Genomic DNA, 22,151 nt, shown 5'->3' with positions numbered 1-22,151 from the left:
CCATGGATTTTTATTAATCTGTGGTTTTTTTAGAAATGAGGACTAGTAACAGTGCTTGATAATTTTAAGCCAACATGGCTTGTAACGACGATTTTTAATATCACGCCGGAACAATTGACAGCTCTAGGAATCAAAGCTGTCTTGACCGATCTAGACAACACATTAGTGGAATGGAATAATCCGGATGCAAAAGAGATAACCATGAAGTGGATCAAGCAATTTAAGACTGCTGGTATTCCCATCGTGGTTGTCTCGAACAACTCGGATAAACGCATCAAAAGAGTGGCTGACAATCTGGGTGTTCTTTATGTAGCAAGAGCAAAAAAGCCAATGACAAGTGGCATCACAAGAGCCTTATCCCAACTTAAACTTTCTGAAAACGAAGTTGTGATGATTGGCGATCAGTTGATTACTGATATCTGGGCAGGAAATAGGGCAAATGTTCGAACGATTTTAGTTGAACCTCTAGTCGATACAGATAGTTGGAAGACCAGAACTAACCGTTTCTTAGAACGCCATTTGTTATATCGTTATCTCGATCGCAAAAAACTATTAGAATGGAGGGATTCTTTAGATGACACAGATGCTTAATAATCGCTATTGCCCTGGCTGTGGTGCCAAATTACAGGTAGATGACCCAAATGGATCAGGGTATATCCCTCCTAATGCACTCGCGAGAGCAGTTGAAAAACAACATCATTCAGTCTATTGTTCCCGTTGTTTCAAACTAAGACATTACAATGAAATTAGTCCGGCTTCATTGACCGACGACGATTTTTTAGAGTTATTAAATGATGTTGCAGCTTCTGATGCATTAGTCATTTATGTCTTAGATGCGTTAGATCTCTATGGATCGACTATAAATGGACTTCAACGGTTTGTCGGGAAAAATCCGGTCCTCGTAACGGTTAACAAAATCGACCTATTGCCAAAAAGCTTCAATAGTAGAAAACTGAAAAATTACATCAAAAAGAGGGTTAAAGAACAGGGCATCAATGCCGTCGATGTTGCGTTTGTTTCTGCCTCAAAAAATAGAGGAATCGATGAGTTGATGGCTTCAATCGAAAACGCTCGTAAGGGACGAGACGTCTATGTAGTTGGTGTGGCTAATGTCGGAAAATCAACCATTATCAATGGCATACTTGGTGCAGTCGGTGAGGATAAAAAGAGAATTACAACGTCATACTATCCTGGAACGACTCTGGGAAGAATCGCTATCCCTTTGGATGATGGGGCTTCGATCATCGATACACCAGGGATTATCCAAAAACATCAATTATCTAGCTTTTTAGACCCATCTGATCTGAAATACATTATGCCTAAAAAAGAATTGAGACCAATCACCTATCAATTGAATAAGGGACAAACCTTATTCATCGGTGGAGTTGCTCGTTTAGATTATGAAGGTCCAAAAAGGGGAAGTGTCACGTGCTATTTGCCGAATCAATTATTGATTCATAGAACAAGGACGAGTCGAGCAGATGCCTTTTACCAAAAACATGTCGGTGGCATCTTACAACCGCCAAAAAAATCCGAACCACTTCCATTAAAACAACACACCTATACGGTAAAAGAAGCGAGTGATGTGGTCTATTCGGGTTTAGGCTGGATCACAATTAATCAACCTAGCCAAATCAGTGCTTGGGCAGTTGCTAAAAATGATATTATCATCAGACCAGCGCTATTTGGACAAGATCAAGGAGTTAAATCAGAGTGAGTAAAAACTTAAGTGGAAAGCAAAAACAGTTTTTTAAGAAAAGAGCACATCCTTTAAAGCCAATCGTTCAAATTGGTAAAAATGGTATTTCAACCGAAGTATTGGAGGATATCGATCGCGTTCTTGCTAAACGGGAGTTAATCAAGATCAGTATCCTGCAAAACTCAGACGAAACGAATGAAACAGTCAAAGAGGCCTTAGAAAGTATTGGAGCCATAGTGATTAGCCAAATCGGTCGTATCTCAATCGTATTTCGTGTCGCAAGTGAACCAAAATATCGGGATGTATCAGCAGCGTATTTTGAGACATTTGGTGAAGGCATCGATCATGACAACTAAACGAGTAGGCATTTTGGGAGGTAGTTTTAATCCACCTCATCTGGCTCACCTCATTATGGCCGATCAAGCTTTTCATCAATTGCAATTAGACGAGGTCAGATTGATGCCAGATTATCTACCACCACATAAAAGTGGTAAGAAAACAGGCCCCTTCGAGACACGGTTAGCAATGGTAGAACGTATCGCTTCCCATGACCCACATTTGACCGTCGAGTTAACTGCCCAAAAGCCAAAGCAAAGTGATGGCAAGAGTTATACAGTTGATGCTGTAGCTACTTTGAAAGAGTCTGAACCTGATGTTCAATTCTTTCTAATCATTGGTGGCGATATGGTCCTTGACTTACCTACTTGGAAAAGAATCGATGATCTCAGGAAGATGATTCCTATCGTTGCCTTTGAACGGGTAGGGTATGAGAAAGTAGAGCCGTTCCCACTGACTTGGCTAAAAGCACCATTAGTGGCTGTTAGCTCCACTAAAGTTCGCGATATGGTAAAAGCTGGAGAGAGTATTCAGTATATCGTTCCTGATAATGTAAAATCCTATATCGAAGCTGAAGAGTTATATCGTTAGTAAACAAAGTCATTTGAAAAAGTCGTTTTAACAGTAGGATAGCCTCTCAAAAAGAGCTTATCACCAATGTTTTATCACTAAAGAAGGGTTTAAAATGAGTCATAAAGAGAAAAACAGCACAAACAGCAAAGAACTTGAACCGTTACAGCAAATACCCCAGGCTGAGGTGGACAAAGTCCCTTATTACCCTGAACCTGTGGCACTCGTTTATCATAAGGGTTATATTGATCTCAGCCGTGATGAGCTAATAAGCGTTGTCAAAAAGGCGTTGTCTGATCATCGCTTTGAACACTGTGTCAGAGTTGAACAAACAGCTATCGGCCTAGCCCGTCATTATGGAGTGGATGAAGAAGCAGCCAGTATTTGTGGCTTGAGTCACGATTGGTGTAAAGAGCTCTCAAAAAGCGACCAGCTAAAATGGTTGCATAAGACCGGATTATCTCAAACCTTGAGTGATTATGGCAGCGCTATTGTTCATGGACCAGTGGCAGCCTATCGCTTGAAGCATGAGTATGGTCTTACCCACAAGGGTATCTATGATGGTATTTGGCAACATACGATTGGTGGCGAACATATGGATGATCTGGCCCGAGTTGTGTTCGTGGCAGATTATATTGAACCAAAACGTGATTTTTCTGGCGTTGAGATTGCTCGCAATCTGGCTAGAACATCGCTAAAAGAAGCCTGTGATTTCAAAATTAGTCATAGTTTAGAGCATTTGGTGACAACACACAAACCGATTTATCCTGAAGCAGTCACCGTCTATAATAAACAAGTTGCCGGATTTCAGGAACATTAAGGATAAGGGCTAGACTCGAAGCGTCAGAACATCTAATCCTTTAAAATTAAAATCAGAAAAAATTGGTTCAGTAAAAATAGAATCAGTAAAATGAATTAAAAATGATGGGAGAGAAATGAATAATTTGAAACCAAACAAAGAACTTTTAAAAGTGATTATCGAGTCTCTTGATGATAAGTTAGCAACAGATACATTAGCACTAGATGTCTCTAATTTGACACCATTAGCAGACTATTTTGTCGTGACTAGTGGTAAGAATGATCGCCAAGTGGATGCTATTGTAAGCGGCGTAGAAGAGGCCGTTACTAAAGCAGGCTATGATATCAAAAATGTAGAGGGTAAGGATGGCGATAAGTGGATCTTAATCGATTGTATCGATGTGATTGTCCATGTTTTCTATTACTCTGAACGGTCGTTTTACAACATTGAAAAGCTTTGGGCTGATGCTCCTTTAGTCAATATTGAGGCCTTAAATCAGTGATGTATGAAGGTTTTGCACGTCTATACGAGCAATTGATGCCAAAGGCTCTATACCGCGACTGGGTTACTTATATGACGCTTTATTTGCCTGAGGGTAAGTCGTCTCTCGATGCCTGTCAGGTCTTAGATCTAGGATGTGGTGCTGGCAATCTTGCAAAAGCTCTATTGGCTACTTATGAAAATCTTAACTATACTGGTGTCGATTTGTCGCAACAGATGATCGATTTGGCAAGGTCTAAACAGTTGTCGGCTGAATTTAGCGTCCAGTCGATGACTGATTTAGCGAAACTAGGTCAATTTGATACCGTCGTCTCTTTTTGTGATAGCTTGTGTTACCTTGTTGACTCACCATGGCAGTCCGTTTTTCAACAGGTATATGATCACTTGAGGGATGGCGGTGTTTTTCTCTTTGATTGCCATTCGTTAGGGACGTTACACGAGTTTGATGGCTTTTTATACCATGACAGTAACGAACAGGGTGCAGTCCTATGGTCGAGTGAACTGGCTAATCCAGATACGGTACAACACCATCTTGAGATCTTTTTAAAACAAGCGGATGGAAAGTATGAACGTTCAGTCGAAGATCACTTTGAAACAACATACAGTATTTCAGAGATTGTCCAATGGCTCTATGAAGTAGGATTTTACACAGTCTATCCTTCTAGTGCATTTGATCAAGAGCCAGCCAGTGATGAGAGTGGACGGTTGTTTTTTGCTGCTTACAAGTATAAGAATGGGTGACAGCATGAAAGCAGTTGGAATCATAGCAGAATTTAATCCACTTCATAGTGGGCATCGGTATGTGATTGAAGAAGCTAGAAAGCAATCAGGTGCTGATGTGGTTATTGTTGCCATGAGCGGTCAATTGATGCAAAGAGGGTCTATTGCTTTTGTAGACCAACAGATTAGAACGAAATGGGCATTAGAAGCCGGTGCAGATCTTGTGATTCAACAACCTGTATGGGCTAGTTTACAAGCCACTGATTATTTTGCGCGTGCTGGAGTTGAGACCCTACGTTTGGCTGGTTGTCTAGCTTATGCCTTTGGTAGTGAAGTTGGGGACTCGAGTGTTTTTCGTGAGACAGTTGATTTGTTGGAGAAGAATCGTGATGAGATAGATGGTTACATGAAGCACCATGCTTTGGCCAATCTCGGTTATGCCGAAAACTTTGAGACAGCAGTTTCCCGCCTCAAAGATAGTCAAAAAAGCATCGCATTATTGAGAAACCCTAACGCCCAGTTGGGGTTAGCTTATTGTTTGAGCAATAGTCGCTTGACAGAACCTATGGATATGATTGTTATTCAAAGACAGAGTAAACATGATAGTCTGTCGACTGAAAAGGGTGTCAGTGGGTCAAAAATAAGACATATTTTCAAAATGAACAATTCTAAAGAAATCATTAAAAAGTACCCTATATGGGATTGGATTTCTGAAAATCAGTTTCAAACATTAGAGCGGTTTGGTAAGATTACTGACAGAAGTCTATATGACCACTTACAGTGGCAATTGCTAGTATTGACTCCCAAACAGATTAGCTCTTACTACGGAGTGGATGAAGGGATTGAGTATCGCTTGATAAAAGTGGCTCGCTTAGCTAAGACTTATGAAGAATGGTTAGAAAGCGTCAAACATAAGCGCATCACAACAGCTCGTACGAGACGAATGGCATTATGTATAGTATTTGGTCTTACAAAAAGTCAAATGCTAGCCCCGTTTTCTCGTCCGACATCAAAAAGACGTGTACTAGGGTTTTCACCAGTTGGAAGAACTTATTTAAAAGAGAAACAATTACCGTATTTAACTACTCAATACAAATTGTTTAGTGATGACTTCCAAATGACAGATCAAGTAGATCTATTGTTGTCTAAACTCTATCCAGACTATTATAAAACGCTGGAGAAGCCTGTGCAGTCTTATTAGGAGGTAGCCATATGTGTGGCTTTGTAGGATATGTGAATGGTAAGTTAGGTATTTTACCTGATAATGAAACAACTTTGAAATTAATGTCGAACCGAATCGCCCATAGAGGACCAGATAGTTACGGTCAGTATACGAATGACCATGTTTCTTTAGGATTTAGACGACTCAGCATTATCGACTTGAGTCGTCAAGGAAACCAACCGTTATATAGTGAGGACGAACGCTATAGCTTGGTTTTCAATGGTGAGATTTATAATTTCCAAGAATTACGTCAAGAACTAAAAAAATTAGGCTATCATTTCTCGTCTAAGACAGATAGTGAGGTCATTATCCGTGGCTATGAAGAGTATGGGGAAGGTATCATTCCAAAACTGAGAGGTATGTTTGCCTTTGCAATATGGGATGACCAAGAAGAAAAGTTATTATTGGCTCGTGATGGTTTCGGTATAAAACCTTTATATTATACACAGCACACAACTGATGGATCCTTTATTTTTGGTTCAGAGATTAAGGCATTTATGGATCATCCGAGATTCATAAAGTCACTCAACAAAATTGCTCTAAAACCATACCTAACGTTTCAATATAATCCGTTAGAGGAGACCTTCTTTAAAGAAGTGTATAAGTTGAAACCTAGTCATTATATGACAGTTAAGGATGGGGTTATCACGCAGACTAAGTATTGGGAGCAAAAATTTATCCCTTCCAAGAAAGTCTTGCCGCTCAAAACCTATGTTTCACAAATCAAAGAAACCGTTCAAGAATCTGTCAAAATGCACGAAATATCTGATGTTCAAGTAGGATCCTTTTTATCCGGCGGAATCGATTCTAGCTATATTACAGCCTTGCTGAAACCAAATTTGACGTATTCTGTTGGGTTTAATCAATATGAAAAAATGTTCAATGAGACTGATTTAGCTGAACAACTCTCTAAGCAATTAGGGATTAATAATAAGCGAAAATTCGTTTCTGGTGATGAAGCGTTTGATAAAATGGAAACCATCATTTATCATTTAGATGAACCAGATTCTAATCCCTCTGTTGTCCCGTTATATTTTCTGGCAGGATTAGCAAGTAAGGATGTCAAAGTTGTCTTATCAGGCGAAGGAGCAGATGAGATCTTTGGAGGCTATGAATGGTATAAGCCCTCTAAACTCAATGATTACTATCGTAAGATTCCATTAGGACTTAGACAAATTGCCAAGAGAATCATTGATCCTATGCATCATAATCCTAGATTAGATCATTTCTTGACGAGAGGGACACTACCAATCGAACAAAAGTTCATTGGTCAAGCAATTGTCTATACTGATCAAGAAGCACTTGATATGGTCACTGAACCCTTCAGCCAATCACCAAGTGCCATCGCTATTTGTCGGCCTGTTTATGATGAGGTCAGTCAACAAGATGAATTATCTAAAATGCAATATTTAGATATGAATGTGTGGTTACCTGGTGATATCTTATTGAAAGCAGATAAGATGAGTATGGCACATTCACTTGAACTCCGAGTTCCTTTTCTCGATAAAGAAGTCATGGAGTTGGCTAAGACAATTCCTGCAAAATATCGTGCAAACTATGAGGAAACAAAGTATGCTTTGCGTGAAGCTGCATTATCCGTTTTACCAGACGAATGGGCAAACCGTAAGAAAGTCGGTTTCCCAGTACCAATCAGACATTGGCTCAGAAAAGATCCATTCTATGGTAAAGTTAAAGCCCTTTTCGAAATGGATCTTACAAAGAAATTTTTTGACCAAGATCAACTGTTACACTTGTTGGAGGATCATCTTCACAAAGTAGCCGACAATGGGCGTAAAATTTGGACAGCATATGTTTTCTTAACATGGTATCAAATCTACTTCATTGAAGATGAAGGAAACTGTCAAACGGAATTAGTGTGATTTAAAGAGAAGCAAAGGACAAGAAAATCAAAGAGCAAAGAAATGTCTTAGAGGTGAAGTTATGACAAATACACAACCGTTTGTGCCCATCATTTTTGGTGGAAATCGTGGCGGATATAGTTTAGCTAGAGCACTTCATGAGCAATATGGTGTAACGAGTGATCTCGTTTTGGCTCAGATTGTTGGTCCTGTAGCGCACTCAAAAATTTTGGATTATCATGTCCATCCAGCAATAAGAACGGACTTTAAAACGGTTTTAAAGCAAGTGATTGGTGAAATCACTGCTGAGTATCAAGGACAAGATGTCCCTAAAATTGTTTTTGGCTCTGATGATGAGTTCGTGGATGACTTGATAGCTTATCGGGATGTTTTCCCAGAAGATTGGATCGTTCCTTATGTTCCCCAATCTGTGCTGAAGAAAGCAGTCGATAAGAGCCAATTCTATCAAATGTGTGAAAAAGTAGGGGTGCCTTATCCTAAGACTTGGCATCTGAAAGACCCAATCTTACCATCCGACGTTACCGTCCCATTAGTGATAAAACCAGCCATCACTCCTAGTTATCAACCGTTACATTTTGCAGGTAAACACAAAGTTTATTTTTGTGATTCCCTAGATGAAGCGTCTCGGGCACTTAATCTTATGCGCGATAATGGTTACCCAGATGATTTTGTCATGCAAGAGTTTATTCCGGGAGTGGATACAGATCAGGCAGTAGTGACTTGTTATCGGTCGCCACATGATCGAGAAATCAAAATGATGGTTTTTGGTCGGATCATTTTAGAGGATCATGGTCCTGAGAGTATTGGGAATCACTTAGTAATCTTGAGTGAAGATTGTAGTCATAGCGTTTTTCAACATGTTAAGCAATTGATGGAAGCTTTTAATTTTACAGGCTTTGCAAATTTTGATTTGATTTGGGATGATCGAATCAATGATTACCTCTTCTTTGAATTGAACCCAAGGCTTGGTGTCAGTAATTACTATGTCACTATGACGGGTCATAATGTGGCATACTATTACATTGAGGATTATCTATACCGTCAAGCAGTAAAAAGTGATCTAAAAACAGAGAAGAAACTATTTTCTCTTGTCCCTAAAAAACTGTTACAATTTGAATTGCGCGATAACCCATATTTGAAAGACGTCAAAATGTGCTATAGAGAAGGGCAAGTTGTCCATCCTCTGTATTATCCAGCAGATATGAATTGGCATCGTCAAAGCTATATTATGTTGTCAAAAATCAACTTTTACCGAAAGTTTTACCGTAATTATCAAGAGTTAAAAAAGCAGTCTAAAGGAATTGATGACAAATGAAACATTTTTTTGCAATTTTAGGAGGGATGGGGACACTGGCAACTACCAATTTTCTGGTAGAGTTGAACCGCCATTTTCATCCCGATAGCGACCAAGCCTATTTTGATTACTTGCTCGTGAATCATGCGACGATTCCAGATCGGACTGATTATATATTGGATCATTCCAATCCAAACCCAGCTGAGGCTTTGTTGGAAGATATCAAACAAATAACACCATTGAGACCTGATTTTTTTGTAATGCCATGTAATACAGCTCATTACTTTTTTGATGAGTTGCAACAAGCAACTGATATCCCATTAGTGAGCATGTTGACACTTGTAGCGGATGAATTAAAACGAACACTCCCAGCTGGGGCAAAGGTGGGACTTTTTGCTACGAAAGGGACGGTACGCTCAAAGCTTTATGCTGACCTCGTGACCAAGGCTGGATTTGAGATTGTCGAACCTAGTGAAGACTTGCAACAAGCTATTACGTCATTGATTTATGATGATGTCAAAGAACATAGTCAAGCGAATCTGAAGTTATATGAAGAAATATTAGAAGAATTCAAGGCGCTATCAGTTGCTACGACTATTCTAGGATGCACTGAAGTCTCTTATGTTAACAGCCATGATCCAATTCGTCAGTATCCCATCATAGATGCTGAGAAGTTATTAGTGAAAGAGACGATTAGACTTGCACATATCACGCAAAAAAAGTAATGTTATCACGATTTAAGTTTGACAAACAATAGCTTAGAAGCTATAATTTAGTAGTTGTACTAGGGGTGAAAACGATGCAATGGTCAGTCAAAAGACTCGTCAATCAGGGAGACCTTATCTCCTTTGAAGATACGATTTCGTTGGATCAACAATTACAGCAACGCAATGAAGAAGTGCTAGGTGTGAAGGATGTTACCGTAAAAGGTATACTTATTCCTGAAACACATGGCGTCTTGGCGCAATATGACGTAATGACGGTAGTGACATTGCCTTCCTCACGGTCTCTTGAGCCGGTAGAAGTACCGATAAAAGCGACGGTTAGTGAACGATATGTTGAACCACTTTACCTCACAGAAGCGACCAAGGAGGATGATGTAGTAGCTTTACCATTAGAAGGTGATTTACTAGATCTGTCCCAAGGTATCGAAGATGCCATCTTACTCGCGTTGCCCTTGCAAGTTTTATCAGCGAGCGAACAAAAAGAAACTGCCACGTTACCGTCCGGAAATGATTGGGCAGTGATCAAAGAGGATCAGTACTTGAAAGAGAAATCAGCCAAGAAAGCTGATAAGATTGATCCGCGCCTAGCAGATTTAGCTCGGTTTTATGATGAAGATGATGAGACCGATTAGTCATCTGGATGCATGACGACCCTCAGCAGTGCACTGATTATTATAGGAGGTGAAATTAATGGCAGTACCAAAAAGAAGAACATCAAAATCTCGTAAGAACAAAAGACGTACTCACCAAAAATTGGCAGTACCTGGAATGACAATCGATCCAGAAACGGGCGATTTGATCAGGAGCCATCATGTTAGCCCAAGTGGTTATTATAAAGGTAGAAAAGTATTGGACGTTAAAGAAAAATAACGTTATCTTATAAGAGTAGATTTATAGTGACTAAAAACCTGATCTCTCTATCAAAACGATTTCGTAGTTGAAACGGTTTTGATAAGGGATCTTTTTTTATACATCGTTTTTTGACAGCTTAGTAGGTTTGAAACTATCTCATACTTTATACCGTGGTAAACTGTTTCTGTAATGTTATAATGGATTATGGACTATCAAGAGAGACTGTTAAAGCAGCTGTGAAATAGCGCGTTGCCATCACGTTCTTGAGCTAGTAAAACGGTAGTAAAAAGTTAGTGAATTTGCTTTAGTGAATTTGCTTTAGTGAAGTTGCTTAAGAACGACGCTTTAGTGGCAATCAACCAGTTGCAAGTGGTAAATAAGAATCAAGGTAAGGGTGTAGTATGTCAATTTCTATCGTTAGTATTGTATTATTAGGGATTCCGATAGGCTTATGGTTATTGACCGTTTTGACAAGGCCGTATCAACTGTTTTATACGAAAACTAATTTAAGCATTTCCAGAAGAGAAGTTATGTGGTTGCCATTGTTCGTAGTCATTACAGTTGTGTCATCGTTAGAATTAGCGACTGGGTGGTTAGGCTATCTCTTTTTAGTATTAGGCAGCGTAGGAATCTTATTGCTTTTTTTACGGGCACAAACTCGCCCAAGGCTAACCTATCGCTCTTTTATGCACCGATATTTTTCGATTACCACATTACTCATGTGGGTCATGTATTTCACTCTCATTGGCATGTTAGTAGTCCATAACTTTTTTAGATAGGTAGGTCATTCATGAAAGTTTTACTCTATTCAGAAGCAGAAAATCTAATCAAAGAATCAGGATTAGGTCGAGCAATCGAGCATCAAAAGTTGGCACTCAAGAGTGCTAAAGTTTCATATACGACTGACCCCAATGATAGCTATGATCTAGCACATATCAATACCTATTTTTTAAATTCTATTCGTATCGCAAAACTCTGTAAACGTGAAGGAAAGCCAGTTGTGATGCATGCTCATTCGACTAAAGAGGACTTTGAGAATTCATTTATTGGTTCTAATCTAGCTGCTCCGTTCTTCAAGGAATGGTTGAAGTATGCTTATCAACGTGGAGATATTATCGTGACACCTAGTGCCTACAGCCGAGAATTGCTATTAAGTTATCACATCAAGAAAGAAATCAAAGTTGTTTCTAATGGTATCGACTTAAATCACTATCAAAGAAGTTTAATTGATCCTACGGCCTTTAGACAAAAGTATGGGTTAACACAAACGCAGCCAGTAGTCGTCAGTGTGGGACTTTGGATCAAACGTAAAGGTATTTTAGATTTTTTGGCATTAGCAAAACGGATGCCTGAGATTACTTTTTTCTGGTTTGGTCGGACAAAAGAACAATTAGTCCCTGTCAAAATACGCGAGGCTATCAAACATAAACCAGCTAACGTTGTGATGCCTGGTTATGTCCAACCAGAGGAATTAAGGGAAGCTTATGTAGGTGCTGACCTCTTTTTGTTTCCGACTTACGAAGAGACAGAAGGCATCGTATTATTAGAGGCAATGGCCTTGAAAACGCCGGCAATCGTTAGAGATATTCCAATTTATGAGGAGTGGTTGCCAGCTGATAAAACAGTGCTAAAGGCAAAAAATTTAGACGAGTTTGAAAAAGCGATTCGTTTTGGTTTGACCCATAATCAATCTCAAATGGTGGTTCAAGCTTATGATGAAGTACTCCCACTGGCGCTCCCCCACATTGGTCAGCAATTAAAGGCGATTTATCAACGATTATTGGATCAGCAAAAACAGAAATAACGAACAAAAACTGAATGGAATCTTAAAAATCCTAGCATTTTGGTGCTAGGGTTATTTTTTTGGTTAATTTGTGGAGGAAAGTGGGGGATTGTGGTAGACTAAGGGGGACCTTAATAAAAGATTGGAGGATAAGCGATGTTAATCGGAGAATATCAACATAATATCGATACTAAAGGCCGTTTGATCATGCCTGCAAAGTTTCGAGACGAATTGACATCGCAGTTCATCCTGACACGTGGGTTGGATGGTTGTTTATTTGGCTATCCAAAAGAAGCTTGGGAGACACTTGAGGGCAAACTCAAGAATTTACCACTTGCTAAGCGTGATGCCCGTGCTTTTGTTCGGTTTTTCTATTCTGCAGCAACTGAGGTAGAGGTCGATAAACAAGGTCGTATCAACATTCCAAAGACATTGGTGGATTTTGCTAAGTTAGAAAAGTCTTGCCATATTGTCGGTGTCAGTGAAAGAATCGAAATTTGGAGTGACGATCGTTGGCAAAAATTTGCGGATTCTACTGAAGAGAACTTTGATGAGATTGCAGAAAATATGATTGATCTCGATTTTTGATTAACCGATCATCATACCTAAAGGTAACCATCTAATGCGTTAAATGAGTTACAAAAAAGAAATTAAAAGCTTCACTACAAGTAACGTTCAATAAAGTCTAAATTGAAGCCTAAATTGAAGTTTGAATCGAAGTCTAAATGAAGTCTAAAAATTATAGCAAAAATACAAACAAAAAATAAAAATATAAATAAAATCAGAATTAATATGGTCAAGAATGTAATGAGTTAGTCATAAGCAACTAACTAAAGAATGATGATGGAGTGCGGTTTATGTCCGAATTTGAACATACCACTGTTTTGTTACAGGAAACGGTAGATGAACTAAATGTAGTACCTGATGGCATCTATGTGGATGGTACGTTTGGAGGGGGCGGTCATACCCGCTATTTGCTATCTCAATTGTCCAGTGGTCGGGTGATAGCGTTTGATCAGGATCAAGTGGCTATCACTAATGGGAAGTCGTTGTTTCAAAAAGAGCTTGAATCAGGAAAATTAGTATTAATTCATCGTAATTTTAAAGAATTAACTGAAGCTCTTCTTGACCTGGGAATCACTAGTGTTAACGGGTTACTCTTCGACCTTGGAGTATCTTCTCCACAGTTCGATGTGCCAGAACGAGGTTTTAGTTACCGGTTTGATGCACCACTTGATATGAGAATGGACCAAAGTAATCCATTGACTGCCAAAATCATCGTCAATGAGTATTCCTTCAATGATTTGATGCGGATATTCTCTCGATATGGTGAGGAGCGATTTTCAAAAGCAATCGCTCGGAAGATAGAGAAGGAACGTCAAAAGGCGCCAATAGAAACGACTTTACAATTAGTCGATATCATCCGTGATGCCATCCCAGCTCCAGCAAGGAGAACAGGGGGACATCCAGCAAAACGAGTTTTTCAGGCCCTTCGAATCGCGGTAAATGACGAGTTGGGAGCCGTAGAAAGTGTCATCGAGCAAGGTTTGAAATTATTGAAACCAGGTGGACGGATGAGCGTCATTTCATTCCATTCATTGGAAGATCGAATCGTCAAAACGATGTATAAAGAGGTCACGACGCCACCGCAAACACCACATAATTTACCGATATTGCCGTCATTTCAACAAATGGATTATCAGTTGGTGACACGCAAGCCTATCCTACCATCAGAAAAAGAGTTAGAAAAAAATAGCAGAGCTAGTTCAGCGAAATTAAGAGTCATTGAACGGGTAAAGAAATAGAAAAAATGATACCTAATTGATTCTTAGTGAAAAAGGAAGTGAGAGCAATGGCAACACATAACGAAGCTGTTGAAAAGAAATGGCAAGATGACTATGTCGCAAGTCTTGACCATGCGACAGAAAAAGAGGTCATTGACCAACCCACAGTCGTGGTTGTCAGACAAGGAATCGCTTGGGGCTACTGGGTCTTGCTCTTTACAATACTTGCAATTATGACAACTTTAGCCATCACTACCCAACAACGCGTTGCTAGTAACACACGTGTTTTAGGGGAGATGGAACAAAAAGTGACAGAATTGAAAACGACACAATCTGTTTTAAAGCAACAACGAGATGAATTGAGTCAATATGATCGTATCTATAAAATTGCCACTGAATACGGTCTAAAAATCAATGAAGATCAAGTGAGGACCATCAAGAATGATTAAAAAGCAAAAGAAAAGGCAACAATTGTTGATTTTTGGAATGGGTGTGGCAGCCATCATCACTTTTGTTGTGTTAGGTCTGCGTTTTAGCTATATCATGGTGACTGGATCCGTGAAAGGCATCGATTTAAGAGCGCGGGCAGCAGAGTTATCTACTAGAAGTAGCATTGTAGCGGCTAGTCGAGGCAGTATCGTTGATCGTGACGGTGAGCCAGTGGCGCTAGATGCTACTTCTTATGCATTATCAGCTGTTTTAACAGATGAGTGGTCGGTACCAGGTGGGAAGCCAAACTATGTTCAAGAAGACCAGAAAGCTGATTTAGCCAACCTATTATCTCTCGTTCTTGATCAGGATAAAGAATATATTTTGAAACAACTGAATAAAAAGGACCAAAAGGAAGTCCAATTTGGGAGCAAATCCCAATCTTTGACGATACAAGAAAAAGAGCGCATCGAAAAAGAGGGATTTACTGGGTTAGTCTTTAAGGAGCAGCCAGCCCGGTTATATCCTAATAGCATTTATGCGTCACATTTAATTGGCTATACGCAGCGCGAAGATAAAAGTGCAACTGATGATGCCACAGATACAACAGATGCTAGTGAAGACCAATCTTTATTAACTGGTGCTATGGGTGTTGAGACCTTATTTAACGACCAATTGAGTGGGACGAACGGGCAGTACACCGTGGAAGTTGATGGGAATGGTTTAGAGATTCCTCAAACCAGACGGATGGTGACACAACCACATGATGGCCAATCGATACAGCTCACGCTTGATAGTAGCCTGCAACAATCGCTTGAAGCTGTCATGTCTGAGGTCTACGAAAAGTATGCTCCAAAAACGATGCAAGCTGTTTTAGCAGATCCCGAAACGGGGGAGATTCTAGCTGTCAGTCAACGCCCAACATTCAATTTGAATACTCTATCAGGCATCGATGATAGTTGGCAAAACCTGTTTTACGAGAATGCTTATGAGCCGGGGTCAACGATGAAAGTCTTAGCACTGGCAGCTGCCATCAATGAGGGTGTCTTTGATCCTACAGCAACCTATGAATCTGGAACAGTAAAAATCTATGATGATACAATCCATGATTATAACAAAGTCGGTTGGGGAACAATCAGCTATCTCGACGGTGTCGCACGTTCAAGTAATGTCTTATTTGTGAAATTGATTACGGCGATGGGCGAGGAAAAATGGCATGATTACCTCAATGCCTTCCACATCAATCAAAAAACAAACTCTGGTTTTTCTAATGAAGCAACAGGGTCAAATCCATTTGACAGTCAACTCCAAAAAGTTTCGACTGGGTTTGGACAAGGTATTTCGACTACGGCCGCGCAAATGATGCAAGCTTTTATCACGATAGCTAATGACGGTGAAATGAGACCTCTTCATTTCTATAACGCCACCTTGTCAGCAAACGGGAAGGAACTAAAAAAAGAAACGAACGACGTTATTGCTAATCCCATCACAAGTGATAGTGCCAAAAAAACATTAGAATATCTCAAAGAAGTCGTTTATAATGAGCAAGGAACTGGGCAGATCTATGAGATTCCTGGTGTTCAGTTGGCTGCTAAAACAGGGACTGCCGAGATGGTTGATCCTGAAACCGGTCAATATTATAAAGAGGGCGACAGTTATATCTATTCTGTGGTTGGTTTTGCGCCAGCCGACGATCCTAAATATGTGGCATATGTTACGGTGGAACAACCACAAAAGAATCCTGATGGCCAAAGTGGTTCAGAAATCGTGGCACAAGTATTTAAACCACTACTGACCAGAGCGCTGAAGTCCGGCGGTTACCTAGATGAGGAAACACAAACCAGTGGGACTCTTCCTAACTTGGTAGGTCAAGACCTAAAAACAGCAGAGAAGACCTTAAAAGATTTAGGTATAACTCAAATGAAAGCAATTGGATCCGGGAGTACAGTGACAGCTCAATACCCATCTGCAGGGGCTAGCTTGTTCCCTGGAAATCGGGGATTCATCTTGACAGAAGGCGATGCTTCAGTGCCAGATATGACAGGATGGTCTAAACAAGATGTAACCCATTTAGCAGACTTAATTGGAGTCACTATTACTAGCCATGGACAAGGTTTTGTGACCGAACAAAATATCCCAGCGGGCAGACCAATTACCCAAGGGGACGTCTGGAATATAACTTTTGAATTGAAAGAAGAGGACTAATGATATGTTTGCAAATGAACTACTCGCAATGATCCCAATCAAAACGACATCTTTACCTCTTGAATCTATAACGATTACGAGTATCACTCAAGATTCTAGAGAAGCTAAAGAGGGAGCACTTTTTTTCTGTATTCCTGGTAGTATCGTAGATGGTCATGACTTTGCTGAAGAAGTCGTCGCAAAAGGAGCAAGTTGTTTAGTAGCAACCAAACCGTTACCTTCATTAGAAAAAATCGTACCAATAGTATATGTACGCGATATTAGGCGTGTGATGGCTAATGTCGCTGCCAAGTTTTATGGCTATCCAAGCGAACAATTGAATATGATTGGGGTCACTGGAACAAATGGAAAAACGACAACAACTCATTTCATTGAGCATATTTTAAGAGCAAGAGGGCAAATGACTGGCTTAATTGGCACCCTCTATAACCGAATTAATGACACAATCTATCCCACTAAAAACACCACACCAGATGTATTGACCTTTCAACGCTTACTAGCTCAAATGAAAGAGGAATCAGTGGAGTCTTGTGTGGCGGAAGTCTCATCACATGCTCTTTTTCAAGGTAGAGCTTGGCGTGTTGATTTCAATGTCGCTGTCTTTACCAATTTGACACCTGAACATTTAGAGACGCATAAAACGATGGCAGAGTATTGCACCGTTAAGAGTACTTTGTTTTCGCAACTTGGTAATGCGCGTAAGGGAAATTATCCTCAAGCGGCAGTCATCAATGCTGACAGTCCTTATGGGAGTGTCATTGCTAATCGTACTAGCGTTCCAGTGGTAACTTATAGCACACTAGATAGTTCTGCTGACTTTTATGGCAATGACTATCAATATAATGATCATGAAATGACGTTTAGCTTGAAAGGAATCGGTCAACACTATGAGGTGGTCTTACCTTTTGTAGGGGAGTTTAATGTTGAAAATGCACTTGCTAGTATTGCAGCTGCTTTTGTAGTTGGTATTGACGTGAGTGAGGCTGTAGCTGCCCTTAGAAGCTGTCCACAGATTCCAGATCGTATGACTTTTATCAAAGAGGGACAACCATTCAACGTTATCATTGATTATGCCCATACACCAGACGGTCTTGAAAAATTGTTAAAAAGTGTGAGACATTTTACAAAGGGAAGACTCATTTCGTTATTTGGTCATGATGGTGGGAATAGAGATAAATCAATTCGACCAGGATTAGGTAAGGCAGCTTTCACATTGGCTGATCAAGTTGTTTTAACCTCTGAAAGTCCTCGGGATGAGGATCCTAATACCATCATCGATATGATTATTGCAGATAATAGTGGTGCTCCATATAAAAGAGAAATCGATCGTCGTAAGGCGATTCACCAAGCTATTGCACTAGCTCAACCTGGAGACACTGTCGTTTTATCTGGTAAGGGAAGTGAGAATGGGCAGATCATCGGAACAAAGTCCTATCCCTTTGATGAATATGCCTATGCTAGAGAAGCTATCAAGGAATGGATGAGTGAGCATCATGTCTAATGGAATTTATTTATTTATCGCATCATTATCATTTGCTTTATCGGTTTCACTGATGCCCTTTTGGGTCCATTGGATGAAACATAAGCAATATGGGCAGGCTATTCGAGCAGAAGGCCCAAAATGGCACGAACAAAAAAGTGGGACACCTGCAATGGGTGGCGTTATTATCTTGGCAACGGTCTTACTTTTTAGCCTTTTACTGCCATTATTCGATCTACCAACTGACCCTATCTTTTATTCATTGGTCTTTTCTTTAATGGCATTTGGCCTGATCGGGTTTACGGATGACTTCTTAAAGATATTCAAGAAAGAAAATGAAGGATTAAAGTCACTTCAAAAATTTATTGCTCAATTAGTCATTGGGTTGATCGTCATGGTTTGGTTAGTCAGTCATGATCACACCCTCGTCATTCCATTCTTTGCTACACCGATCCATATCGCTTTGTTGGTCGTTCTATTCGGTATTATATGGATGACTGGTTTTTCCAATGCCGTTAATCTGACAGATGGCATCGACGGCTTGTCAGGCTCAACGACGATCTTGTCGTTACTTTTTTTTCTGATTTATGCGCTGCATGTAGAAAATTATGGTATCGTTCTATTTATCAGTATTTTAATTGGCGGGATTCTTGGCTTTTTATGCTATAACTTCAAACCCGCTAAAATATTTATGGGGGATGTTGGCTCTTTAGCAATTGGTGGTGCCTTAGCTGCTATTTCATTAGCATTAAACCAACCTTGGTCTTTATTAGGGATTGGTCTCATTTATGTGATTGAGACCTCAAGTGTGATTCTACAAGTAGCCTATTTCAAGAGGACCGGAAAAAGGCTATTTAAAATGAGTCCTATCCACCATCATTTTGAAATGAGTGGTTGGTCAGAAAATAAAATTGTGATCGTCTTTAGTGTCGTTACAGTTATTGTCTCAGCAGTAACATTGCTGTGGATCTGGTAGTAAGTGATTTTTATATCTTTGTCAGAAAAATAATGATGAGGAACGTGATGATTTATTATCTTACATAATAGACAATGGATGTATAGAAATATAGACTCATGAAAGTATAAAATCTTTAAATAGGAAAGCATGCAAGTATGGAAGCAATAATAATGTGAATTGGGTAAAAATGGTCAAAATCACAGAAAATAAAAGAGGGATTGTTGTGAAAAAGTGTGAGGATCTAAAACAAAAGCATGTCTTAGTTCTTGGCTTGGGTGTGACTGGTTTACCAGTTGCAACAGTCTTACGTCGATTAGGAAATGAGGTAACTATCAATGATCGGCATGAACCAGCAGATGAAGAAACGGTTGAAACGTGCCAAAAGCTAGGCATTGGTTTAGTAACTGGGAGCCATCCAACTAACCTATTGTCTGATAAAGCAATCGATCTTGTCGTCAAAAATCCCGGCATACCTTATGAAAATCCGATGGTCGTTAAGGCGCAAAGCTTGAACATCCCTGTTATAACGGATCTTGAGTTAGTTTCGTTATTATGTGAGGGTGATTTGATTGGAATAACAGGTAGCAATGGAAAAACAACAACGACTGAGATGACTTATCTGTTGTTGAAAGCTGCTTACGACAAGCGTGTTCACTTAGGTGGGAATATAGGAATTCCGCTGATGACCGTTATTCAAACGGTGAAACCAGAGGACTACTTGGTAATGGAACTGTCAAGTTTCCAATTAGCAGGAACTAAGGCCTTGGCCCCTCATATAGCTGCTATCACAAATATCTACTCAGCCCATCTTGATTATCATCATTCACGAGCTGCCTATATTGAAGCAAAAATGAACATTACGAGACACCAAACGGCCGACGATTATATCATATATAATGCTAATGGTGAAGAATTACCGTCTTTGGTTACTTCACATTCCAAGGCTAAACAGATTCCATTCAGTTCAAGTCGTCGCTTGGAAAATGGCTATTGGTGTGATGATCACTCAATTTATTTTGGCGATCAAAAACTCTTCGATAGTTCGATCGTAACAATTCCTGGTATTCAAAATAAAGAAAATGCAATGATAGCAATCGCCGTAGCTCGTTTATTGGGAGTCAGTGATGAAGTGATTGCGGAAAAATTACCAACTTTTAAGGGCGTTAAACATCGGTTGCAGTTTTTAAAAAACTATCATGGCGTTGATATCTATAACGATTCCAAAGCTACTAACATTGCAGCCACTAAAACGGCTTTGCATAGTTTTGACAAGGATGTTGTGCTAATTGCTGGAGGTCTAGATCGTGGGAACGGATTTGATGACTTAAAAGAAGCCGTTAAACCGGTCAAAAAAGCGTTTGTTTATGGCCAAACAAAGGAAAAATTAGCAGATTTCTTTACGCGCTTAGCGATTCCAGTTGTTGTTGTCCCTGATCTTGAATGTGCTACAAAAGAAGCCTTCAAAACTATCCATTCAGGAGATACATTGCTCTTTTCACCTGCCTGTGCAAGTTGGGATATGTACCATACTTTTGAAGAACGTGGTGATCATTTTATATCCTTAGTTACACAATTGACAGCAGACCAAAAGTAGTGAAAACTCAGTTTTGAAGTTTTGAAGGTCAATATTAAGGTCGATATTTAGGGTCAATATTTAAAGACAATAGAACAGTTAGTAAGATTTTGGAGAGATTTAGTAACAGTTAGGACTATTTAGGAAGTTTAGGTGACTTATGAAAGATCAAGAAAAACCACTTAGGATTGTTTTATCTGGTGGTGGAACAGGAGGACATATCTATCCTGCCTTAGCGTTGGCAGAAACGATTAAACAGTGTTCTCCAGACACAAAATTTTTATATATTGGTTCAAAGCGCGGGCTAGAGAAAAATATTGTTCCAAAATTTGGATATGCATTCGAGTCTTTGCGTATCCAAGGGTTGAAACGGTCATTATCTTTGGACAATATCAAGACAGTTTATTACTTGATGACAAGTATTGGAAAAGCTAAGAAAATGCTCAAAGAATTTGCTCCGGATGTTGTTATTGGTACGGGGGGATATGTGTGTGCACCAGTGCTTTATGCGGCACATCTCTTGAATATTCCTACAATCATTCATGAACAAAATAGCGTCGCAGGTGTCACCAATAAGTTATTGAGTCGTTTCGTAGACCGCATTTGTATTTCTTTTGATGATGTGCGGAAAGATTTTGCGGGACAAGAGAATAAAATCGTAATGACGGGCAATCCACGTGGTCAACAGGTAGTAACTTACTTGAAGGAACATCCCATCACCTCAAAATCAGGGGTTGAGGTCGTTATTTTTGGTGGAAGCCGGGGATCTGAAGTGATCAATCAAGCATTCGTCGATGCTTTTGATGGGTTGAGCGATAAACCTTACCACGTTACCATGATCAGCGGGGCAATCTTATATGATGATCTTTTAAAGGCTTTAAATGGTAAAAAGGCTAAGAATATTACGATTGTTCCTTATGTCGATAACATGCCAGAATTATTTGCGATAACAGACTTTGTGGTTTGTCGTAGTGGAGCGACAACCCTGACTGAGTTAACAGCGTTAGGGTTAGCTAGTTTATTGATTCCGAGTCCATATGTGACACATAATCATCAAGAAGCTAATGCATTAAGTCTGGTACATCAGGGCGCTGCAGAAATGATTCTTCAAAAGGATTTGACTGGTGACGCAATGGTTACTGTGATTGATCGTTATGCACTTGATCAAACTAAACGCCAAAAAATGGCAGAAGAAGCAAGAAAAATGGGTATTACCAATGCTAGTAATCGCATTATCTCTATTATCAACGATGTCTTGTGACTTTTGTGATGGTCTATCGCAAATAATTTGGTAAACTATAAGAGAAGTGTCGAGCTGCGATGTAATTGGTGAAACGGAAA

23 protein-coding genes are annotated in these 22,151 nt (G+C 39.7%); all 23 read left to right on the top strand.

Translation table 11 applies throughout. The annotated features are described in order from the left end of the window. The first annotated feature begins 51 nt into the window (after nt 1-51). The 23 genes from H541_RS0100845 (at nt 52) to murG (ending at nt 22,071) form a co-directional block, all read left to right on the top strand. Nucleotides 52-591: a YqeG family HAD IIIA-type phosphatase gene (locus H541_RS0100845; RefSeq protein ID WP_022795465.1), complete on the top strand. Its 540-nt coding sequence runs from the start codon at nt 52-54 to the stop codon at nt 589-591. Beyond that, a complete protein-coding gene (gene yqeH / locus H541_RS0100840) occupies nt 575-1,717 on the top strand; it encodes a ribosome biogenesis GTPase YqeH (RefSeq protein ID WP_022795464.1) in 1,143 nt (380 codons plus the stop codon). Before H541_RS0100845 ends, yqeH begins: the two co-directional genes overlap by 17 nt. Next, on the top strand, nt 1,714-2,055 hold the full coding sequence (yhbY, locus tag H541_RS0100835) for a ribosome assembly RNA-binding protein YhbY (protein WP_022795463.1): 342 nt from the start codon (nt 1,714-1,716) through the stop codon (nt 2,053-2,055). The genes yqeH and yhbY overlap by 4 nt, the downstream gene beginning before the upstream one ends. Further along, nucleotides 2,045-2,626 (top strand): nicotinate-nucleotide adenylyltransferase, encoded by a 582-nt coding sequence (locus H541_RS0100830; protein ID WP_022795462.1) that lies wholly within the window; start codon nt 2,045-2,047, stop codon nt 2,624-2,626. Before yhbY ends, H541_RS0100830 begins: the two co-directional genes overlap by 11 nt. Before the next feature lie 94 nt (nt 2,627-2,720). Next, a complete protein-coding gene (gene yqeK / locus H541_RS0100825) occupies nt 2,721-3,425 on the top strand; it encodes a bis(5'-nucleosyl)-tetraphosphatase (symmetrical) YqeK (protein WP_022795461.1) in 705 nt (234 codons plus the stop codon). 115 nt (nt 3,426-3,540) lie between these two features. Further along, nucleotides 3,541-3,906, top strand: a complete 366-nt coding sequence (gene rsfS, locus H541_RS0100820; protein WP_022795460.1) for a ribosome silencing factor — start codon at nt 3,541-3,543, stop codon at nt 3,904-3,906. After that, nucleotides 3,906-4,646 (top strand): class I SAM-dependent DNA methyltransferase, encoded by a 741-nt coding sequence (locus H541_RS11135; RefSeq protein ID WP_022795459.1) that lies wholly within the window; start codon nt 3,906-3,908, stop codon nt 4,644-4,646. The genes rsfS and H541_RS11135 overlap by 1 nt, the downstream gene beginning before the upstream one ends. Nucleotides 4,647-4,650: 4 nt before the next feature. Beyond that, the gene (locus H541_RS0100810; RefSeq protein WP_022795458.1) at nt 4,651-5,826 is read left to right on the top strand and encodes a nucleotidyltransferase family protein; all 1,176 of its coding nucleotides are present in this window, start codon (nt 4,651-4,653) and stop codon (nt 5,824-5,826) included. Nucleotides 5,827-5,837: 11 nt separating this feature from the next. Then, entirely contained in the window at nt 5,838-7,727 is a 1,890-nt protein-coding gene (asnB, locus tag H541_RS0100805) for an asparagine synthase (glutamine-hydrolyzing) (RefSeq protein ID WP_022795457.1), read from the top strand. Between the two features lie 61 nt (nt 7,728-7,788). Beyond that, nucleotides 7,789-9,042: a carboxylate--amine ligase gene (locus tag H541_RS0100800; RefSeq protein WP_022795456.1), complete on the top strand. Its 1,254-nt coding sequence runs from the start codon at nt 7,789-7,791 to the stop codon at nt 9,040-9,042. Next, a complete protein-coding gene (locus tag H541_RS0100795; protein WP_022795455.1) occupies nt 9,039-9,746 on the top strand; it encodes an aspartate/glutamate racemase family protein in 708 nt (235 codons plus the stop codon). The genes H541_RS0100800 and H541_RS0100795 overlap by 4 nt, the downstream gene beginning before the upstream one ends. 74 nt (nt 9,747-9,820) lie before the next feature. After that, nucleotides 9,821-10,378 (top strand): YceD family protein, encoded by a 558-nt coding sequence (locus H541_RS0100790; protein WP_022795454.1) that lies wholly within the window; start codon nt 9,821-9,823, stop codon nt 10,376-10,378. 58 nt (nt 10,379-10,436) lie between these two features. Next, nucleotides 10,437-10,616: a 50S ribosomal protein L32 gene (gene rpmF, locus H541_RS0100785; protein WP_022795453.1), complete on the top strand. Its 180-nt coding sequence runs from the start codon at nt 10,437-10,439 to the stop codon at nt 10,614-10,616. 383 nt (nt 10,617-10,999) lie between these two features. Next, complete coding sequence (locus H541_RS0100780) at nt 11,000-11,377, top strand: hypothetical protein (RefSeq protein ID WP_022795452.1); 378 nt, start codon at nt 11,000-11,002, stop codon at nt 11,375-11,377. An 11-nt stretch (nt 11,378-11,388) separates the two neighbouring features. Continuing rightward, nucleotides 11,389-12,402, top strand: a complete 1,014-nt coding sequence (locus tag H541_RS0100775) for an LTA glycolipid anchor biosynthesis glycosyltransferase, IagA/BgsA family (RefSeq protein ID WP_022795451.1) — start codon at nt 11,389-11,391, stop codon at nt 12,400-12,402. A 135-nt stretch (nt 12,403-12,537) separates the two neighbouring features. Next, nucleotides 12,538-12,969 (top strand): division/cell wall cluster transcriptional repressor MraZ, encoded by a 432-nt coding sequence (gene mraZ, locus H541_RS0100770; protein WP_022795450.1) that lies wholly within the window; start codon nt 12,538-12,540, stop codon nt 12,967-12,969. Between the two features lie 269 nt (nt 12,970-13,238). Then, nucleotides 13,239-14,186, top strand: a complete 948-nt coding sequence (gene rsmH, locus H541_RS0100765) for a 16S rRNA (cytosine(1402)-N(4))-methyltransferase RsmH (protein ID WP_022795449.1) — start codon at nt 13,239-13,241, stop codon at nt 14,184-14,186. Nucleotides 14,187-14,233: 47 nt separating this feature from the next. Continuing rightward, on the top strand, nt 14,234-14,614 hold the full coding sequence (gene ftsL, locus H541_RS12650; RefSeq protein ID WP_022795448.1) for a cell division protein FtsL: 381 nt from the start codon (nt 14,234-14,236) through the stop codon (nt 14,612-14,614). Beyond that, nucleotides 14,607-16,799, top strand: coding sequence for a penicillin-binding protein (locus H541_RS0100755; RefSeq protein ID WP_022795447.1), 2,193 nt, complete (start codon nt 14,607-14,609; stop codon nt 16,797-16,799). The genes ftsL and H541_RS0100755 overlap by 8 nt, the downstream gene beginning before the upstream one ends. A gap of 4 nt (nt 16,800-16,803) precedes the next feature. Then, entirely contained in the window at nt 16,804-18,300 is a 1,497-nt protein-coding gene (locus H541_RS0100750) for a UDP-N-acetylmuramoyl-L-alanyl-D-glutamate--2,6-diaminopimelate ligase (RefSeq protein ID WP_022795446.1), read from the top strand. Next, nucleotides 18,293-19,255, top strand: a complete 963-nt coding sequence (gene mraY / locus H541_RS0100745; RefSeq protein ID WP_022795445.1) for a phospho-N-acetylmuramoyl-pentapeptide-transferase — start codon at nt 18,293-18,295, stop codon at nt 19,253-19,255. The genes H541_RS0100750 and mraY overlap by 8 nt, the downstream gene beginning before the upstream one ends. Nucleotides 19,256-19,424: 169 nt before the next feature. Then, nucleotides 19,425-20,831 (top strand): UDP-N-acetylmuramoyl-L-alanine--D-glutamate ligase, encoded by a 1,407-nt coding sequence (murD, locus tag H541_RS0100740; RefSeq protein ID WP_156831850.1) that lies wholly within the window; start codon nt 19,425-19,427, stop codon nt 20,829-20,831. Between the two features lie 139 nt (nt 20,832-20,970). Next, nucleotides 20,971-22,071 (top strand): undecaprenyldiphospho-muramoylpentapeptide beta-N-acetylglucosaminyltransferase, encoded by a 1,101-nt coding sequence (murG, locus tag H541_RS0100735; RefSeq protein WP_022795443.1) that lies wholly within the window; start codon nt 20,971-20,973, stop codon nt 22,069-22,071. Nucleotides 22,072-22,151 lie beyond the last annotated feature (80 nt).

The organism is Bavariicoccus seileri WCC 4188, from assembly GCF_000421665.1.
GTDB classification, from domain to species: domain Bacteria; phylum Bacillota; class Bacilli; order Lactobacillales; family Aerococcaceae; genus Bavariicoccus; species Bavariicoccus seileri.
This window is presented reverse-complemented; position numbering and strand designations above follow the sequence as displayed.

Coding starts and splice junctions, on each gene's coding strand:
- H541_RS0100790 (WP_022795454.1), top strand. CDS start 9,821: ATGCAATGGTCAGTCAAAAGACTCGTCAATCAGGGAGACCTTATCTCC.
- H541_RS0100750 (WP_022795446.1), top strand. CDS start 16,804: ATGTTTGCAAATGAACTACTCGCAATGATCCCAATCAAAACGACATCT.
- H541_RS0100755 (WP_022795447.1), top strand. CDS start 14,607: ATGATTAAAAAGCAAAAGAAAAGGCAACAATTGTTGATTTTTGGAATG.
- rpmF (WP_022795453.1), top strand. CDS start 10,437: ATGGCAGTACCAAAAAGAAGAACATCAAAATCTCGTAAGAACAAAAGA.
- H541_RS0100800 (WP_022795456.1), top strand. CDS start 7,789: ATGACAAATACACAACCGTTTGTGCCCATCATTTTTGGTGGAAATCGT.
- mraZ (WP_022795450.1), top strand. CDS start 12,538: ATGTTAATCGGAGAATATCAACATAATATCGATACTAAAGGCCGTTTG.
- rsmH (WP_022795449.1), top strand. CDS start 13,239: ATGTCCGAATTTGAACATACCACTGTTTTGTTACAGGAAACGGTAGAT.
- rsfS (WP_022795460.1), top strand. CDS start 3,541: ATGAATAATTTGAAACCAAACAAAGAACTTTTAAAAGTGATTATCGAG.
- H541_RS0100775 (WP_022795451.1), top strand. CDS start 11,389: ATGAAAGTTTTACTCTATTCAGAAGCAGAAAATCTAATCAAAGAATCA.
- murD (WP_156831850.1), top strand. CDS start 19,425: ATGGTCAAAATCACAGAAAATAAAAGAGGGATTGTTGTGAAAAAGTGT.
- H541_RS0100830 (WP_022795462.1), top strand. CDS start 2,045: ATGACAACTAAACGAGTAGGCATTTTGGGAGGTAGTTTTAATCCACCT.
- yqeK (WP_022795461.1), top strand. CDS start 2,721: ATGAGTCATAAAGAGAAAAACAGCACAAACAGCAAAGAACTTGAACCG.
- mraY (WP_022795445.1), top strand. CDS start 18,293: ATGTCTAATGGAATTTATTTATTTATCGCATCATTATCATTTGCTTTA.
- H541_RS0100780 (WP_022795452.1), top strand. CDS start 11,000: ATGTCAATTTCTATCGTTAGTATTGTATTATTAGGGATTCCGATAGGC.
- H541_RS11135 (WP_022795459.1), top strand. CDS start 3,906: ATGTATGAAGGTTTTGCACGTCTATACGAGCAATTGATGCCAAAGGCT.
- yqeH (WP_022795464.1), top strand. CDS start 575: ATGACACAGATGCTTAATAATCGCTATTGCCCTGGCTGTGGTGCCAAA.
- H541_RS0100795 (WP_022795455.1), top strand. CDS start 9,039: ATGAAACATTTTTTTGCAATTTTAGGAGGGATGGGGACACTGGCAACT.
- murG (WP_022795443.1), top strand. CDS start 20,971: ATGAAAGATCAAGAAAAACCACTTAGGATTGTTTTATCTGGTGGTGGA.
- asnB (WP_022795457.1), top strand. CDS start 5,838: ATGTGTGGCTTTGTAGGATATGTGAATGGTAAGTTAGGTATTTTACCT.
- ftsL (WP_022795448.1), top strand. CDS start 14,234: ATGGCAACACATAACGAAGCTGTTGAAAAGAAATGGCAAGATGACTAT.
- H541_RS0100810 (WP_022795458.1), top strand. CDS start 4,651: ATGAAAGCAGTTGGAATCATAGCAGAATTTAATCCACTTCATAGTGGG.